This is a genomic window from Vibrio sp. YIC-376 (assembly GCF_052353105.1).
Lineage (GTDB): Bacteria > Pseudomonadota > Gammaproteobacteria > Enterobacterales > Vibrionaceae > Vibrio.
On record NZ_JBBWFK010000004.1, the window covers coordinates 293,717 to 310,746 of the forward strand.

Annotated in this window: 13 protein-coding genes; 10 read left to right on the forward strand and 3 right to left on the reverse strand. The window is 45.1% G+C overall.

Annotation, left to right across the window (positions count from 1 at the left end):
* Nucleotides 1-389 precede the first annotated feature (389 nt).
* From bcsQ to WJM94_RS10425, 5 genes are read left to right on the forward strand one after another with little or no spacing between them, the layout of a single operon-like run.
* Nucleotides 390-1,166: a cellulose biosynthesis protein BcsQ gene (bcsQ, locus tag WJM94_RS10405; protein ID WP_444494154.1), complete on the forward strand. Its 777-nt coding sequence runs from the start codon at nucleotides 390-392 to the stop codon at nucleotides 1,164-1,166.
* The gene (bcsA, locus tag WJM94_RS10410; RefSeq protein ID WP_444494155.1) at nucleotides 1,163-3,799 is read left to right on the forward strand and encodes a UDP-forming cellulose synthase catalytic subunit; all 2,637 of its coding nucleotides are present in this window, start codon (nucleotides 1,163-1,165) and stop codon (nucleotides 3,797-3,799) included. The genes bcsQ and bcsA overlap by 4 nt, the downstream gene beginning before the upstream one ends.
* Nucleotides 3,786-6,071 (forward strand): cellulose biosynthesis cyclic di-GMP-binding regulatory protein BcsB, encoded by a 2,286-nt coding sequence (gene bcsB / locus WJM94_RS10415; RefSeq protein WP_444494156.1) that lies wholly within the window; start codon nucleotides 3,786-3,788, stop codon nucleotides 6,069-6,071. Before bcsA ends, bcsB begins: the two co-directional genes overlap by 14 nt.
* Nucleotides 6,068-7,177, forward strand: a complete 1,110-nt coding sequence (bcsZ, locus tag WJM94_RS10420; RefSeq protein WP_444494157.1) for a cellulose synthase complex periplasmic endoglucanase BcsZ — start codon at nucleotides 6,068-6,070, stop codon at nucleotides 7,175-7,177. Before bcsB ends, bcsZ begins: the two co-directional genes overlap by 4 nt.
* Nucleotides 7,165-10,935 (forward strand): cellulose synthase subunit BcsC-related outer membrane protein, encoded by a 3,771-nt coding sequence (locus WJM94_RS10425; RefSeq protein WP_444494158.1) that lies wholly within the window; start codon nucleotides 7,165-7,167, stop codon nucleotides 10,933-10,935. The genes bcsZ and WJM94_RS10425 overlap by 13 nt, the downstream gene beginning before the upstream one ends.
* A 58-nt stretch (nucleotides 10,936-10,993) precedes the next feature.
* On the opposite strand, the gene WJM94_RS10430 is transcribed toward WJM94_RS10425, so the two are convergent.
* The 3 genes from WJM94_RS10430 to WJM94_RS10440 all read right to left on the reverse strand — a co-directional run bounded on the left by WJM94_RS10430 (nucleotide 10,994) and on the right by WJM94_RS10440 (nucleotide 14,146).
* Nucleotides 10,994-11,848: a co-chaperone YbbN gene (locus WJM94_RS10430; RefSeq protein ID WP_444494159.1), complete on the reverse strand. Its 855-nt coding sequence runs from the start codon at nucleotides 11,846-11,848 to the stop codon at nucleotides 10,994-10,996.
* Nucleotides 11,849-12,361: 513 nt separating this feature from the next.
* A complete protein-coding gene (locus WJM94_RS10435; protein WP_444494160.1) occupies nucleotides 12,362-13,189 on the reverse strand; it encodes an SDR family oxidoreductase in 828 nt (275 codons plus the stop codon).
* Nucleotides 13,190-13,228: 39 nt separating this feature from the next.
* Nucleotides 13,229-14,146 (reverse strand): TIGR01777 family oxidoreductase, encoded by a 918-nt coding sequence (locus tag WJM94_RS10440; protein ID WP_444494161.1) that lies wholly within the window; start codon nucleotides 14,144-14,146, stop codon nucleotides 13,229-13,231.
* Nucleotides 14,147-14,415: 269 nt separating this feature from the next.
* On the opposite strand from WJM94_RS10440, the gene WJM94_RS10445 reads away from it, so the two are divergent.
* The 5 genes from WJM94_RS10445 to WJM94_RS10465 all read left to right on the forward strand — a co-directional run bounded on the left by WJM94_RS10445 (nucleotide 14,416) and on the right by WJM94_RS10465 (nucleotide 17,026).
* A complete protein-coding gene (locus WJM94_RS10445) occupies nucleotides 14,416-15,150 on the forward strand; it encodes a DUF1538 family protein (protein WP_444494162.1) in 735 nt (244 codons plus the stop codon).
* Nucleotides 15,147-15,938 carry a DUF1538 domain-containing protein gene (locus tag WJM94_RS10450; RefSeq protein WP_444494163.1) on the forward strand — a complete coding sequence of 264 codons (792 nt, stop codon included), beginning with the start codon at nucleotides 15,147-15,149 and terminating at the stop codon, nucleotides 15,936-15,938. Before WJM94_RS10445 ends, WJM94_RS10450 begins: the two co-directional genes overlap by 4 nt.
* Nucleotides 15,928-16,278, forward strand: a complete 351-nt coding sequence (locus WJM94_RS10455; RefSeq protein ID WP_444494164.1) for a P-II family nitrogen regulator — start codon at nucleotides 15,928-15,930, stop codon at nucleotides 16,276-16,278. Before WJM94_RS10450 ends, WJM94_RS10455 begins: the two co-directional genes overlap by 11 nt.
* On the forward strand, nucleotides 16,275-16,676 hold the full coding sequence (locus WJM94_RS10460; protein ID WP_444494165.1) for a CBS domain-containing protein: 402 nt from the start codon (nucleotides 16,275-16,277) through the stop codon (nucleotides 16,674-16,676). The genes WJM94_RS10455 and WJM94_RS10460 overlap by 4 nt, the downstream gene beginning before the upstream one ends.
* 140 nt (nucleotides 16,677-16,816) lie before the next feature.
* Complete coding sequence (locus WJM94_RS10465) at nucleotides 16,817-17,026, forward strand: hypothetical protein (protein WP_444494166.1); 210 nt, start codon at nucleotides 16,817-16,819, stop codon at nucleotides 17,024-17,026.
* The last annotated feature ends 4 nt before the right edge of the window (nucleotides 17,027-17,030 follow it).

Consider the following 17,030-nt stretch of genomic DNA (forward strand, 5'->3'; position numbering starts at 1 on the left):
AATTTGTTTTATATTGGTTTTTATTGGCATTTACAATGAATAGAGTAGTGTGTTTTTCATAGATGGAATTATGGAATCTGTTCTCGTTGTTATTATGTTGATTATTTATTCGCGAAGTGTTCACAGAGTTAGGTAATAGATAGGAGTGTCTTTACTACTGTTCTTATTCGCTATTGTTGTAGGTAACAGGTAATGGCTGGCTCAGCTAACGATATCAAGGCAATCTACTCTTCATATAATTTAGAGAAATACCGATATGTGGAGATAAAGCAAACAGAGTCATACATACAAGCCAAAAATAAATGGCTTATCTTTCACTCGAAAGCGTCCGATTACTCTGACACTAACACGCCCCTGAATAAAGATTTGGTATCGGCGGTAGAAGTTGTATGAAGCGTCTTCTTTTAGTGAGTTTAAGAGGTGGTGCCGGAGCGACAACGATAACTGCGAATTTAGCTAAAGCACTAGAGAAAATAAATAAGCACGTTTTAGCCATTGACGTATCTCCAGAGAATCTATTGCAACTTCATTTAGGCTTGTCATTTGATGCGCAAGAAGGGTGGGCATACAACTTATTGGCTGAAAAATCGTGGTATGACGCAGGATATCAGTGCCCCCAAGGGATGTCATTTCTTCCATTTGGGCGTTTAAATGCTGAGCAGACAAGTTCGTTGTGCTTGCAAAAAGACCAGCTCATCCACTTCTTAGGGCGAGAGACGCTTCGTGTCAGTGAAAATAAAGCAGAACTGTGGCAAGTCTTTCACGGCCACCTATCAGATTTAGCGATGGGCAGTTTTACTGACTCTATGGATATGGTTCTTATTGTTCTGACGGCGGATGCATCAAGCTATGCAGCTCTTCAATATTGGTTGTTAACCCAAGAAGCCATTCAGCTAAAAAGAGCGAATAAGTTACGTTTCGTTATAAACCAATATCAACCCGAAACTGAGATCAGTCGTGACATGATGCTGGTCTTAAAGACGGAGCTTGATGAGTTATCGATACCTGTTGTGATTCACCGTGACACGGTCTTGCATGAATGTGTAGCCAATCTGACAACAGCTCAGCAGTTCGCCCCCAATAGTCAGGCAGCGAAGGACTTTCAGTCCCTGGCTTTTTGGATTGTATCTACGCTATCCACAAGTCAGCTTGAGGTTAGTGAATGAGTTTCCTCAATTTTGTTTTAAAAAGCAGGGTTGCTAAGCAGTTCAACGTTCAGAAAGCGGTGTATGAGCACACGCGAGACGGTAAAGCCTCTCGGTTGGGGGAGTGCCTGTTATCTTGTTGGTTTTGTTTTAGTTTTGTATTTCTAAAACCGGAGGTTTTAGGCATTCCGTCCTGGAAGCTACCACTTGTCTACTACCCGCAAATTAATTTTGCGGTGCCGCGGTTATTTGATTCGGTCCGATTTATTGTTCAAACGTTTTGGCTGATTTGTTTTAGGCAGACCTTGACCCGATCGTGGTCTCAATTACTTCATAAGATGTTCGCATTGGCGGCAGGAAAAATTCGTAGTCTGTTCTACTTACCTTTTGAGTTAGTGGCGAAAGGGGTTAGGTGGTTAGAAAGTGCAGCCAGCCAGATGAGAACCCCCGAAGATAGAGAACATCTTAAAGCGAGCAAGTTGGCAATCGCACTCAATTACTTCGTTCTGTTGGTCGTAACATTGCTGGCGTTATTATGCTTTACGGTACCGTTCGGCTACCAAGCTCAGACTGTGTTTGTTCTTTCGTTATGGGCTTTGGCTATGATGGTGCGTCGCATGCCTGGCCGTTTTCCAACGCTGTTGCTCATTATTCTTTCTGTTACGGCGTCTTGTCGTTACCTCTGGTGGCGTTACTCATCGACGTTAAATTGGGATGATTCACTTTCGCTGTTTCTTGGTTGTGTTTTGTTGTTAGCGGAAACATATTCATGGATTGTGCTGATGCTTGGCTACTTCCAGACCAGTTGGCCGCTTAATCGTAAACCGGAGTCACTTCCTGAAGATCAATCTGTCTGGCCTACGGTTGATCTGTTCATTCCAACTTATAACGAAGATCTGGATGTAGTAAAGGCTACGGTTTATGCCTCTATGGGGGTCGACTGGCCAAGCAATAAGATCAACATATATATCCTTGATGATGGCAAGCGAGACAGTTTTCGTGACTTTGCTGATAGTGTTGGTGTGAACTATATCCGCAGGCCCACGAACGAACACGCGAAAGCGGGCAATATCAATTATGCCTTAAAGCAATCTCACGGTGAGTTTGTTGCGATCTTTGATTGCGACCACATACCTACTCGTGTGTTTTTCCAACTGACGATGGGTATGTTTCTCAAAGATCCTAAGCTGGCATTGATTCAAACTCCCCATCACTTCTTTTCTCCGGATCCGTTTGAACGTAATTTGTCGAATTTCCGTAATGTGCCCAATGAGGGCAACCTATTTTATGGGCTGATTCAAGACGGCAATGATTTGTGGGATGCCACTTTCTTTTGTGGGTCTTGTGCGGTTTTACGCCGTGAACCACTTGAGGAGATTGGAGGAATTGCTGTCGAGACGGTGACAGAGGATGCGCATACTTCTCTACGTATGCACCGTTTAGGTTATCGATCCGCATACTTGAAGCAACCAATTTCAGCAGGTTTGGCGACAGAAACGTTGTCTGCGCATGTTGGGCAGCGTATCCGTTGGGCTAGAGGTATGGCGCAAATATTCAGAGTCGACAATCCTCTGACAGGCAAAGGACTCAAACTAGCTCAACGTCTTTGCTACCTCAATGCAATGTTGCACTTCTTGTCTGGTATCCCTCGTATAGTGTTCTTGTTGGCACCACTAGCGTTTTTACTATTGCATTCCTATGTCATCTACGCCCCGGCTATTGCGATAGCACTATACGTATTGCCTCACATGGTTCATGCCAGCATGACGAATTCACGTATGCAGGGGGATTACCGCTATTCCTTTTGGGGTGAAGTGTATGAGACTGTGCTCGCTTGGTATATCGCCAGACCAACGACAGTGGCTCTGTTTGCTCCGCATAAAGGGCAGTTCAATGTAACGGCCAAGGGCGGGTTGGTCGAGAAATCTCATTATGACTGGGTGATATCCCGTCCATATTTGATCATGGTGGCTTTGAACATCATTGGCTTAGTAGCCGGCTTTTATCGCTTAGCCACAGGTCCTCAAGATGAAATCAGCACCGTTATCGTGAACATCCTTTGGACAATATATAACTTATTGATTCTTGGCGCAGCAGTTGCTGTTGCGGTTGAAGCTAAGCAGATCCGAAAAGCCCATCGGGTAGAAGTCACCATAGATGCAGCGGTGAGGTTTCCTTCGGGACATCTAATACAGGCTCAGATGAAAGATTTTTCTTTAGGTGGTATGCGCGTAGAAATTGACGGCTTGGAAGCAGATGTGAGCCAACATTTACTTGGCCAGAAGATAGATATCGTTCTTAACCGTGGGAATGAAGAGTTTGCATTTCCAGTGACGGTTGCTTATGCCAAAAACGGAATATTTGGTCTGCAGCTTCATCAATTATCTAATAGCCAGCAGATCCAATATGTTCAATGTACCTTTGCTCGAGCGGACACTTGGGCTAAATGGCAACAAAGTTACCAATCAGATAAGCCTTTATCGAGCATGCAAGTTGTTCTTAAAGTCGGCTTAGATGGATATAAACGTCTGCTGCAGCACAGCCCTTATTTAGTAAAAGGGTGTGTGAACTCTCTTATTTTCTGTATCGAATTTTTCTGGTCACTCAGACCTCGCTATGTCCCAAACAGGCCCCTGAATCATGCTCCACAATAAAAAAGTAGCCGCGTTGACTACCGCAATATCATTGATGTGTATATCACTTAGTCTCAATGCTCAAGACGTTGTTCCACAACCATTGCCACTTCAAGAGCAACAAGCAGAAAACCCACGTGTATTTCAGCGAGAGTTACCCTTTAGTGGGTTAGGATTCCAGCGTTCAATTGCTTTGGAAGGCAGTGAGTCGAACACTTACATCGGCTTTGGTTCTCGTCTGGATGAGGTGGTCTCGAAAGCAACATTACATTTTGATATGACGCCATCACCAGCTCTTTTGTCATTGGTGTCCCATGTAAAAGTGTACTTGAATAATGAATTGATGGGAGTTGTCTCTATCGCAGATGGTCATCAAGGCAACAGGGTGAGCGCATCAATCCCTCTCGATGCCCGTTATTTCAGTAATTATAATCAAGTTCGTTTTGAGTTGATTGGCAATACCAAAAAGGAATGCGCTAATCCGAATGACTCGAGTATTTGGGCTGAAATTAGCCAAAGCAGCTATATCGAAATGTTGGTACAAAAGACCGAGTTAGTGAGTGATTTAAGTCTGTTACCTGCGCCATTTTTTGATGAACGTGACTTCTCTCAGCTCGAGCTGCCAATTGTTCTGGGCAATCACTATGATCTCAGTGAAATCAAAGCAGCCGGCGTGTTGGGTTCTTACTTTGGCGCACTGGCTGACTGGCGTAGTGCAGAGTTCCAGTTAAGCATTAATACCTTACCACAGCGTCATGCGGTGGTTTTCGTGACTAATGACAACAAGCCTGATTTTCTTCGTGACTATCCGGATACCGATGGCCCAAGGTTGCAAGTTATCTCACATCCAACCGATCCATACATTAAGTTACTGTTAGTGCTAGGGCGTGATAGCACTGATTTAAACACCGCAGTGCAAGGTTTAGCGTTAGGTCATCAATTGCTTACCGGGCCAATGGCAAAGATTAATGCTATTGAGCAAATTGCCCCTAGAGTGCCTTACGATGCGCCAAACTGGCTTAGTACTGATCGACCTATTGCGTTTTCGGAACTTGTTGAACAGAGCAGTATGTTACAGGTTGAAGGGCGAACGCCTCCACCGATTAGCGTGCGTTTTCATTTACCGCCAGATTTGTTTACCTGGCAGAGTCGCGGGATTCCGGTCGACCTCAATTATCGTTATTCCCCACCAGCAACAGATAATTCCGGATCTCGTTTATCGCTGCATATCAATGAGCAGTTCATTCAGGCTGTTAACCTGACGACAGAAGGTAGAAGCGATGATTCAAGCCGTATTCGTGTTCCTCTGTTGAGTGAATATAGTCGTGGTCAAAACAACGTTGTGCGAATCCCTGCCTTTAAAGTTGGCAGCAAGAACCGAATCGATTTTGAGTTTAGTTTTGCTTCGGTAACAGAAGGCTCGTGTCAGGTAACTCAACCGAGTAAACAGTATGCGGTCATTAACGGTGATTCTACGGTTGATTTTAGTGGATTCCCACACTACATCGAAATGCCTAACATTCGAGCGTTTGCTACATCTGGTTTTCCGTTTACACGTATGGCGGATTTGTCTGAAACCACGGTCATCGTGCCAGAGCATGCGCCTGTAGAGGTGTTACAAACTTTTATAAATTTAATGGGGTCGATGGGACAAAACTCCGGTTATCCGGGATATCAGGTAACGTTGACCGATAAGATTGATGCTCAAGCTCTAGAAGGTAAAGAGCTCATCAGTATTGGTGTTTCGAGTACGTTGGCAAAAGCGGTGGATGACCCGAATTACCTGAACCTAATTGTTGAAGCAGGAAGTCGACAAATACGTTTGCCTCGTAAGAATGAGCAACAACATGGGATGAGTTGGGTGACTGACCCTGAAGGCAGTCAAGCGCCATCGGAACTGGTCTCTGTCGATGCGATTGGCTCATTTGCGGCTATCTACGGAATGGAGTCACCGTTCACTGATAATCGTAGCCTGATCTCTATTATCGCAGCACATCCGGATGACTTTTCCAGCGTAGATCGAGTCTTAGCCAACCCTAGTAAAGTCGAGCTTATGTTTGGCTCCGTGGTAACGATAAGAGGTGACGAAATAGCAAGCCACAATGTGGGTGAGCATTACTATGTAGGAAAGCTCCCAGTGTGGCAGTTGATTTGGTACCACTTCTCTAGCCACCCAATCATCCTGGCTTGTTTTGCTGCGTTCATGGTTGTGATTGTTACCATTGCTCTTTGGAGGGTTCTTCGTCAAGTTGCCGCGAAACGCGTAGAAAAAGTCGGGGAAGAAGAGCAATGAAAAAACTATTCACATTGTTTATGTTACTTATTTCTCCCCAACTTATGGCAAACACGTGTGGCTGGCCTCAATGGGAGACGTTTAAATCTGTTTATATTGAACAAGGTCGAGTGATTGACGCCAGTGATGCTCGTCTGATCACCACATCTGAAGGGCAGTCTTATGCTTTGTTTTTTGCACTTGTTGCTAACGACCAGCAAACTTTTGCTCAAGTATTAAAGTGGACTCAAGTGCATCTGGCTGGTGGTGATTTAACGGCAAGACTACCAGCATGGCTTTGGGGGAAGAGAAGTAATGGTACATTCGGCATTCTGGATGCCAATTCTGCGTCCGATTCTGACTTGTGGATTGCTTATGTCTTGGTAGAAGCGGGTCGCTTATGGAATAACTATTACTACCAGTCGCTGGGGCATCTGCTCGCTGCTCGTATATTACGTGAAGAAACGGTCACTCTGAGTCATGTTGGAACTGTCTTGTTACCTGCGCAGAGAGGTTTTGAATTTGGTGAACGCTATCGTGTGAATCCGAGTTATGTTCCACTACAGCTTATGGCACGAATGCGTACACTTTTTCCGCAGTACCCATGGGATTCTATGTATAACACCAGTATGGATATGCTTGAGCAAACGATGTCCCATGGTTTCAGCCCTGACTGGGCGACGCTAAAGCATGGTAGGTATTCCCAAGATACGGTCACAGGTTCGTTGGGCAGTTATAACGCGATTAGAACTTACCTATGGGCAGGTATGCTCGATGACCAAATCGCCGAAAAGTCCCGGTTAATTCGTCAAATGCAGCCTTTTATCGAAGCAATTAAAGAATTAGGTGCACCACCAAGAGAAGTGAATACTCTAACGGGTAAATATAGCCAAGTGGGTGACGCAGGATTTTCTGCCGCAGCCCTGCCTCTGCTTGCTTCTTCAGGGAATGAATCAGTATTAGCCGCGCAGGCGAAGCGCTCTAAATCGCAATTAGTGACAGACAAAAATGTTCACTATTACAGTAATGTATTGAGTTTATTTGGGCTGGGTTGGTATGAGAACTTATTCCGCTTTGGTCGACAAGGCGAATTGCGTCCAGCATGGAGTTCCCAATGTCACTCATAGAACGTTCGCCCTGGGTATTTCTATTCGGCATGGTGATGAGTGAAGTCGAGTACATCAATACCGTTCAAGCGCAGGATTTTTATTCCGCTCCCCTTTCCAGGTCTCAATTAGATACGGTTTATCGGCCTGTAGAAGCCGTGCAGTTTTCAACATCTGGAGTAAGGGTAGATTCTGTAGAGTGGTTAATCAGTCAGTTAAGACTCGCGGATGTGGTTGGGCGTGATGATATTGTTGAAAGTACCCTTGAGCGCCTATTCGCTATCGATGAGAACAGTCCTGACGGATTGTTTTACCTAGCCAATATGTATTTAAAAAGGCAACAATTCGAGTTGGCTCAGCAGACACTTGAACGTTTGACCCTGCTGGCACCAGACTCTCCTCAAGTGAGATCCCTGTCATTGATAATTGCTATCCAGAGCACTAAGAGCTTCGCCTATCAGCAAGCGAAACTATTTGCTAAAGCTGGACGTTATCAAGAAGCAATTCAAGCTTATCAGTCCATTTTTCCATTCGGAATGCCTACTGCTGCTTTACAGCTAGAATTCCTGGAATTGCAAAGTGATGCTGGTGGGCTCTGGAATCAAGTAAAACAAGGTCTGGAGCGGTTAAATGCAGAGTATCCTGGTGTTCCTCAGTTTCAATTAGCTCTGGCTAACCATATCCGCAAAGATAATCCGACAGAACCCTGGGTTTTGGCTACTTACCGAGCTTTAGCGCTTAATCCTAGGGTCGGGACGAGCGCAGCAGCCTCTTGGGTGAGGGCTTTGGAGCAATTGCCCATTTCTCAAGAAGTCGTACAGGAATACGCGATTCTTGCGAGCTATTACCCTTCCGATATCAAAATTCAAAGTGCTCATAATCATGCAAAAGCTCGTTGGTCTACGGAGCAAGAGCTCAGAAAAGACCCGACATACCTTGCAAAACTCAAAGGATTACAACTGGTTGAACTTGGCAGAACAAAGCAAGCAGAAGCTCAATTGCGTTATGCATTGACAACAAGACCTCAAGACCATGAGTTATTAGGCGCAATGGGCAAAGTATATCTTCGTCAGGGGCAGCAGAAAAAAGCCTTGTATTACTTTCAGCAAGCTCAAAAGCTAGATACTGATTTAGATAACGCGTCGAAATGGCGCTCATTGGTTCAGGTGTCACAATACTGGGCTTATTTGAAAAATGGTGATCAGTTAGCGGACAAAGGGCAATGGCAGCAGGCGGAGAAATACTATCGAAAAGCGATTGCTGTTGATAAAACACAACCTGACGCATTCGTTTATCTTGGGGCGTTATATTTACAACAAAAAGATTATCTAGCAGCGGAGAGGGCTTATTTACAAGCACTAACATTAGAGCCAAAAAACCGCTTGGCACTTCGCGGTCGTTTAATAGTAAGAACGGCGCAACAAGATTGGGCAGGGGCTAAGGCTTTGGCACACACCTATAGTCCGGTGCAGAAAAGTGCTGTGGCTGAAGAGATTAAAAATATTGACTCTGAAATCGCGCTGTCTCGGTTGCGTGTCGCTATTGCTCAAGATGACGACAACACAATGAAACAAGCGATCGAGGAGCTCATTGCACTTGATGTTCGCTCCCCTTGGTTACGATTAGATATTGCAGATGTGGTTCGTTCGTTGGGAGATAAGCCTAGAGCCGACCGATTGATGCGTGATTGGGTGCAATTTGAGCACGATGCTGAAATGAAATTTGCTTATGCGCTTTATCTTGCTCAGGGGCTTGAGGTTGAGAAGGCTATCGCAGAATTAGAGAGCGTACCGCCGGATGAGTTAACCAGTGCTATGCAGACAAATTTGGTTCGTTTAAAGCTCGATTCTGCTCTCGAAAACATTCAAAAACGTTATCCGGAGTCGCCGCAGTCAGTGACGGCACAGTTACATTCTCTGGAAACCCAATATAGTAAACAAATTCAAGCATTATCGCGTTTAGCTGGTATATGGATTGACTCATCGAATATCGCCGAAGCGGAGCGCATATATGAAGCTATGGAACCGTCATCCAGTTGGAGTGCCCCAGATATTTTGGCCTATGGCGGTCTAATGGTTGATCTGAATAAGTTTGATGAATTTAAATGCTGGCTTAAAACCTTTTCCACTACTCATAATATTCAAGAACTTGACGCGTCATTTCTTGTTCAATTTGACCATCTTGATACGCGTCGAATGTTGGGTGAAGCCGATTATATGGTTAACAATCAGCGTTATTCCGAGGCGATGGATCTCTATTCCCGAGTAGCATCAGAACCGGAACCTTTTCAGTCACAAGCTCAAATTGGCTTGCTGCAAACCAGCGTTTTGACGAAAGATAACGCGGCTTACCAAGATGCCCGACAAGTATTAAAAAATAAGCAAGACACCCTGACTGCAACGCAGTTGCTCACCGCCGCTATGGTGTTTCATCAGCAAGGAGATCATTTGGATGCTGATGAATTTAATCAACTACTGGAAAAAAAAACGGACGTCGATGGTTTTACTTATCGGGAAAGCATGAAGTTAGCCATGGAGAATCAACACTGGACGTTAGCGGAGGTGAGAGCGTATCAGGTACTTAACTATGATCGCATTGAAAAAAGCACCGATCCTAAAGAGGCGCTTAAATCATCGACCAGCTTGCGTGAACTGTATGAAACGGCAGATGATTATTGGCTGACTCGCAACGTTAAAGCAGACCTGGACACATTGCATGATCGTAATGATGGCCATGTGATCATCGGTTGGGATGACAGTGCTCGCGATGGGAAGAATACCTCCCGTCAAATACCGATTGAAGCTCGAATTCCGGTTGAACCATGGAATGGGCATCTGTTACTCAGAGCGGATTATGTTTCCGTTGATTCTGGGAAATTAGATTATTACGAAAAAGAAACCGACTCGGGTGGCACCAAATTTCGAAGTAAGGCATCGGGGATAGCCTTAGGCGTTGGCTGGCAAGCAAAAGAGTGGCAAGCGGATATTGGTACGACTCCGGTTGGTTTGGACCATACAACCTGGGTTGGTGGCGTGAATATCACTGGCGAACTGGGTGACTTTGGCTGGCGAGTCGACGCTTCTCGTCGCCCGCTCACCAGCAGCACGTTAGCATACGCGGGAATGTCGGTGCCCTCTGGCGGCAGTGATGTTGATGGTACAAAATGGGGTGGTGTGGTTAGCTCTGGAGTTAAACTAAACTCTAGTTGGGATGTTGGTGGACCGTATGGTTTTTGGAATAGCCTTCAGTACCATGTGATCACGGGTAAAAATGTTGAAGATAACACTCGCTTGGGAGCTCTTGCGGGTGCGTATTACAAACTGATGGCAACTGACCAGCAGCGTTTAAGTATCGGTGCCAACGTGATGTACCTTACCTATGATAAAAACTTGAGTGAATACACGCTGGGGCATGGTGGTTATTACAGCCCACAGCGCTATTTTTCTGTGTCACTGCCAGTCAATTATTACGGCCGTTACAACAACACTTGGTCGTATCAGTTAAGTGCATCGATTTCTAATTCTTGGACAGAAGACGATGCGCCATATTTTTCTATCGGAGGTGCTTCATCAACTGGTGGTGGATTTGGCACGTCATTCCAGGCTGCGGTAGAGAAGCGAGTGAGTAAGCGTTGGTACCTGGGTGGGGTTATCGACCTCCAACACTCTGAATTTTATAAGCCAAATCACTTCATGCTCTATGCAAAGTACACGTTCAATGACCGATGGCAGCCTATCGAGTCCCTGCCTGCAGCTGCCACGCTGTACAGTGACTTCTAAGCTTCTAGATACAATAAAGGCCGGGATACACCGGCCTTTATTTATAATTCTAAATCGCTTAGTACAAGATAGAGTAAAGCTGGCGGCGGTACTTACTCGCCAAGACATTACCTTGACCTAAAGCACTCAGAATATCCATGAAGGTTTTCTTTACTTCACCATCTTGCGCACCTAGGTTCACTTTTAGGATATTCCAAAGCAGCTCTAACGCTTCTTCATCACGCCCAACCTGGTTGTACTGGACTGCTAATTCACATGCTAGCTGATAGTTTTCTGTATTTGCAGCAAATTCTTGCTCAAGACGTTGAAGCTCAGGACTGTGTGCAGCTTGCTGATGCAGTTCGAGTTTCGCCAACAATCCCTTGTAGTAGTTGTCTTGATACTCAAGAGGAATTGAACCTAATAGTTCTTGAGCAACATCAAACTGTTTAGTTTCTAGTAGGCAGTCTGCCGTTGCTAGTTTTACATCTCCACGGGACTGTAACTCAGTGGGAAGTGTATGAATGATGTTTAACGCTTCTGCGTGTTGACCTTGCTGCAGTAGTTCAGATACCTGCTTTAGCGATTGTTCATCAGGGCTTGGAAGGTGCTTTTGCAGCATGGTAGCAATAGCATTGATGGGTTGAGGGCCACCCAAACCATCAACTGCCTGACCGTTCACAAACAGCGCGATTGTAGGCAAAACCTGGACACCAAACTGAGAAGCCAAAGCGGGTTGAGCTTCACAGTTAAGCAAAGCAAGGGTAAAGGCACCATTGTACTGTTGAGTCAGCGATTGTAACTCAGGGAGTATTTGTGCGCTTTCTGGTTGCGCATTAGCCCAGAAATGGATCAGAACGGGCGTGTTCATCGATCCTTCAAGCGTTTCGCGAAAGTTCTGTTCTGTAAGCTCAACGATAAATGGGGATTGCATCAGAGTATCCTTGCTTTTGTTTTTTGTCGTTGTTTGATGATATGGAGCTGATTTAGCGGAAATTCAAGCTGTATACCAAAATAACCCTAGACGCTGATTCATTGAGAATGAACGAGTTTTGCATATTTGTGTTGTTGGGGGTACTGAAAGGAAAAACGCTGCCGAAGCAGCGTTGTCCTGATAGCAAGCGAAAGTGCTATAAAATTGGCAAGTCTTGCACGGGGATTGTTATTCTCGTCGTGCAAGTGTGGTATCAGAATAGGATGAACAAGGTCAACACTACACCCACACTAAGCCAGTTAAGCTGATTTAATGTCATTGTTGTCTCGCGTTAGTACAAAACATGTTGGGTGGCGATACCAAATCTAACCAAGTCATTGCACTGAAAGAAAGAACCTTCATTTGGTGCAAGATTTGCCTAGATATTGATTCGAACAGGTGAGGTTTTTTTAACCTACATGCTCATCATGACATCGCATTGTTACGATGAAATTACAATACGACAAAAGTATTTTATGCTGCTTGGCGCAAAATTTTATCGAGCAACCGTGTGGGTAATAACCGTTTTAGCACGGCGAACAGCTTTGTTGGTGTCGTAATACGATAACGGATTTTCGGTGAATCGCTGGTCAGTGCATGAAGGACTGGAGTAATACACGCTTCTGCCGGCAGAACGAACTTATTATTGGACTTGTCATTGTCTAAGCGTTTTTTCTGGCCTTCATAGGCGATACGGTGCGGGCTGGACTCCACGTCAATCCACTGTTCAAACGCTTTCAAAGCATTTTGTCTGAACTGGGTCTCGATAGGTCCCGGCTCTATAAGCGCGACTTTGATGTTGGTATCGGCCAGCTCAAGTCTTAAGGTGTCTGTCCATCCTTCCAGAGCAAACTTAGAGGCATTGTAGGCACCGCGATATTTCATTGCGGCAAAGCCAAGTATAGAGCTGTTTTGAATGATGCGGCCTTCGCCCTGAGATCTCATATGAGGAAGAATCTCTTGCACTAGTTGGTGCCAACCGAAAAAGTTGGTTTGAAATTGCGCTTTGAGTGCTTCGGTTGGTAGATCTTCCAGTGCTCCAGGCTGACCATATGCTCCATTGTTAAAGAGCGCGTAGAGTTCCCCTTGAGCTAGTTTGATTGCCTGCTTTGCTCCTAGAGTGATGCTATCAGGGTCATTGAGGTCAAGTTGGATGCAAGTTAAGCCTTCCGACTGTAGTCGCTGGACATCGTCTGGATGTCGGCAGGATGCGATGACTTTAAAACCTTGCTTTTTCAAGGCATGAGCACATACGTAGCCAATACCGGTCGAGCAGCCAGTGATGAGAATAGACTTGTTCATAATTTACGCTCAGGATAAACATTCAATAAGGCTTATCATTCAACAGCTTCGTTCATGAAGCAAGTGCTTAAGTGCTGGTTCAATCCTCGAATAAGTAAACTGGAAATCAAGTTCTGTGAGTTTCTTAGGCTTTGCTCTGATGCTGTCGAACAACAGGCAGGCAGATTCCCCCATCACGGTTTCCATGACCCATTTGGGGGTGAATAGTATATGCGGTCGTTTCAGCGTCTTAGCTAATGTGGCGCTAAAAATCCGGTTGGTTACCGGGTGCGGTGCACACATGTTGAACGCGCCGTGCGCGTGAGGTGTGTTGAGCAAATACATAATGGCGCGAACCATATCGAGGATATGAATCCAGGGCATGTATTGATTTCCGCTTCCAAGTGGTCCACCTAGGCCTAACTTGTATGGCAGTAACATTTTTGCCAGAGCGCCGCCATTTAGGCCGAGTACAACACCGGTTCGCAATAAGCAAACACGGGTATTCTCAGATTCTGCACGCTTAGCAATCTGCTCCCACTGTTCGCAGACAACATGAGGGAAATCATCACTGTTGACATGCAGACACTCGTCGAATGGGTGATCTTGTTGGTCTCCATAATAGCCGACCGCGGAACCACTGATAAATACCGCCGGAGGTTTAGTACTGGCGTGGATCAACTCGACAATTTTCTCTGTTATTTGCCAGCGGCTTTTACAGATTTTATCTTTCTGCTTCTTTGTCCATCGTTTGTCCACGATGGGCTCTCCCGCAAGGTTAATCACCGCGTCAATATCATTGAGGTCTTCCAGATGATCCAGAGAATCAAGATACTCAATATTACCCACGTCGGCGTGTTTGAGGTGCTGTCTGGCTTTTTCTGGTGAACGTGTTAATAGGACCACATGATGTGTGGTGAGCAGTTTAAGCAACTCTGAGCCGATAAATCCGGTTCCGCCGGTTAGTAATATATTCATGGCATCTCATGGAACGTAAAAACATGACAACATTATAGCCTTTTTGTTTGTAGCTTGAGCAGATTCGCTCCAGTAATGGACACAAATCCTTTTACCGTGAGAAAAACCAAATACCGCATTGAGTTCACATAATGAAAAATTGTAACTGTCTGTTATTGGTGACATTGACTTGTTCACGTTTGCATCAAGAAATTTATGCCAGACTGGTATTAGGTTGAGTCAATCAAGTAGCGCTTTGGGAACATAAAGCGTTCACCAAGAGGGGAGATATGGAAGCATTTGTTGCTCTTTTTCGGGCTCTCCTCAATAGTACGCGCGATCTTTTGCCTATTGTCATCGTCATCGCTTTTTTTCAATTAGTGGTATTACAAGAGCCTTTGCCGAATCTGGTTTCCATTCTTCTCGGCTTATTGTTCGTCATTTTAGGACTTACGTTTTTTATTTTTGGCTTAGAACTAGGCCTTTTCCCGATTGGCGAGAGTATGGCTCAGGCGTTTGCGAAAAAGGGAAGCGTGTTCTGGCTGCTAGTGTTCGCATTTTGTTTAGGGTTTGGCACCACCATAGCTGAACCCGCATTAACCGCTGTCGCAGACAAAGCTTCTCAAGTCGCCGCAGAAGGCGGAATGATTACTAACTCACCACAGTCAATGCATGATTATGGCACTGGGCTTCGTGTGACAGTAGCTTTGTCGGTCGGGATAGCGATCGTTATTGGTGTGCTTCGTATTTTGAAAGGTTGGCCAATCCATTACATGATCATTGGCGGGTACGTCGGTGTGGTGGTGTTAACCTGGTTTGCACCTGAATCTATCATTGGAGTGGCTTACGATTCAGGAGGAGTGACGACATCGACTATTACCGTTCCACTGGTGACTGCGCTCGGAGTAGGTCTTGCTTCAGCAATCAAAGGGCGGAATCCGATGGTTGACGGTTTTGGATTGATCGCTTTTGCCTCGTTGCTGCCAATGATGTTTGTCATGATCTATGGGATGGTTGTGGCATGATTTCATTTGAGCAATTTTTTAGCACGCTACTAACCACCATTCGCGATGTTATTCCTATCGCCGCCATCATTTTTGGTTTTCAGCTCGCAGTACTCCGTCGACCAGTTAATAACCTGAGAAAAGTACTCTTCGGTTTTGCTTATGTAATTTTAGGATTGTCTCTGTTTTTACTTGGCTTAGAAATGGCGTTGTTTCCGCTTGGAGAAACCATGGCGATACAACTCACGAATCCTGACTTCTTACGCGAGTTCAAAGTATCGATTGGGCAGCAATTGGAATGGGTCGACTATTATTGGGTATATACCTTTGCCTTTTTTATTGGTTTCAGTACGACGATTGCGGAGCCATCACTAATAGCGGTGGCGATTAAAGCGAATCAAGTATCCGGTGGCAGTATCCGTGTGACTGGTCTGCGTGTGGCGGTGGCACTAGGCGTTGCGATTGGAATTGCGCTGGGCAGTTACCGGATTGTAGCGGGAGACCCAATTCACTATTACATTATTGCTGGTTATATCGTAGTGGTAGTTCAGACTTTTTATGCTCCCCAGTTAATCGTTCCTTTAGCTTATGACTCAGGCGGAGTTACGACATCAACAGTAACCGTACCGCTTGTTACTGCTTTGGGACTTGGCCTTGCGTCTACGGTGCCGGGGAGAAACCCAATGATAGACGGTTTTGGTTTGATTGCCTTTGCCAGTTTGTTTCCGATGATATCCGTAATGGGATATGCGCAAATTACTCAGTGGCTTAATAAAGACATCTCGGAGGACGAAGAAAATGCGCTTTAAATTGATACTTGCGTTTGTAGAGGATGCCAGAACAGACAAGGTGCTTGATGCGGCTCGGGATGCGGGAGCTACAGGAGCAACGGTCATTAATAATGCTCGCGGACAGGGGCTCAATCAAAAACGAACCTTTTTTGGCTTAACTTTGGAAGTGCAAAAAGATGTGTTGTTGTTTGTCGTGGAGGAACACCTCTCCCGGCATATTTTGGAAACCATTAGTGAGGTAGGCGAATTTGACAGGGAGTCTGGGCAAGGTATCGCGATACAAATTGATATTGAAGATGCCGTTGGTGTTGCCCACCAAGTCGAGACATTGGCTAAGGTCGTTGAGGATGAATTATGAGTAGTCAGGCGATAGTACGAGTGAGAGATGTAATGGCTGCGACCTACGTTATGGTTGATGGACTGATGACGGTATACGAAGGCATTACATTGGCCAAAAAATATCAGGTTAAAGCACTGGTGGTTAAGAAGCGTGATGACAATGATGAGTTCGGTATCGTGTTGATGAATGATATTGCGAAAAAAGTATTGGCGAATAACCGAGCGCCTCAACGTACCAATATCTATGAAATCATGACAAAGCCAGCCCTGTGCGTTGGGCCAGACATGAATGTGAAATACTGTGCCAGATTGTTTGAACGATTCGGCATTAGCCGTGCGCCTGTAATTGAAGATGGCGAGGTAATCGGCATGGTCAGTTATAACAACATCGTGATTAACGGCATGATAAGAGATTGAGTTATGCCGTATCAAGGCGAATTCTTTCTCAAGTCGGCGAAAGTTACTAATCTCTAAAGTATTGATTATTTAATATGTTGCATATGTGTTCTCTGGCACTTATTCTTTGTTCCCTAAGCTTATAGTCGAGGATTATTATCATGCCTTTAGTTCCTTGTCCGGTGTGTGAGAGACAGATTTCTAAACGAGCTCATACCTGCCCTGGATGTGGTGAGCCGGATCCACTGAATCATTTAGCAAAGTCGAAGTTCATTTCAATGATATTTTGGCTAGTGGTACTTGTCGGGGCCGGTTACGCTGCATGGGTGTATTTGTTACCAATGATGATTGAGTTTGTACGTGATCAGTAACTTG

Coding starts and splice junctions, on each gene's coding strand:
- WJM94_RS10425 (WP_444494158.1), top strand. CDS start 7,165: ATGTCACTCATAGAACGTTCGCCCTGGGTATTTCTATTCGGCATGGTG.
- WJM94_RS10430 (WP_444494159.1), bottom strand. CDS start 11,848: ATGCAATCCCCATTTATCGTTGAGCTTACAGAACAGAACTTTCGCGAA.
- bcsQ (WP_444494154.1), top strand. CDS start 390: ATGAAGCGTCTTCTTTTAGTGAGTTTAAGAGGTGGTGCCGGAGCGACA.
- WJM94_RS10460 (WP_444494165.1), top strand. CDS start 16,275: ATGAGTAGTCAGGCGATAGTACGAGTGAGAGATGTAATGGCTGCGACC.
- WJM94_RS10465 (WP_444494166.1), top strand. CDS start 16,817: ATGCCTTTAGTTCCTTGTCCGGTGTGTGAGAGACAGATTTCTAAACGA.
- WJM94_RS10445 (WP_444494162.1), top strand. CDS start 14,416: ATGGAAGCATTTGTTGCTCTTTTTCGGGCTCTCCTCAATAGTACGCGC.
- WJM94_RS10440 (WP_444494161.1), bottom strand. CDS start 14,146: ATGAATATATTACTAACCGGCGGAACCGGATTTATCGGCTCAGAGTTG.
- bcsA (WP_444494155.1), top strand. CDS start 1,163: ATGAGTTTCCTCAATTTTGTTTTAAAAAGCAGGGTTGCTAAGCAGTTC.
- bcsZ (WP_444494157.1), top strand. CDS start 6,068: ATGAAAAAACTATTCACATTGTTTATGTTACTTATTTCTCCCCAACTT.
- WJM94_RS10450 (WP_444494163.1), top strand. CDS start 15,147: ATGATTTCATTTGAGCAATTTTTTAGCACGCTACTAACCACCATTCGC.
- bcsB (WP_444494156.1), top strand. CDS start 3,786: ATGCTCCACAATAAAAAAGTAGCCGCGTTGACTACCGCAATATCATTG.
- WJM94_RS10455 (WP_444494164.1), top strand. CDS start 15,928: ATGCGCTTTAAATTGATACTTGCGTTTGTAGAGGATGCCAGAACAGAC.
- WJM94_RS10435 (WP_444494160.1), bottom strand. CDS start 13,189: ATGAACAAGTCTATTCTCATCACTGGCTGCTCGACCGGTATTGGCTAC.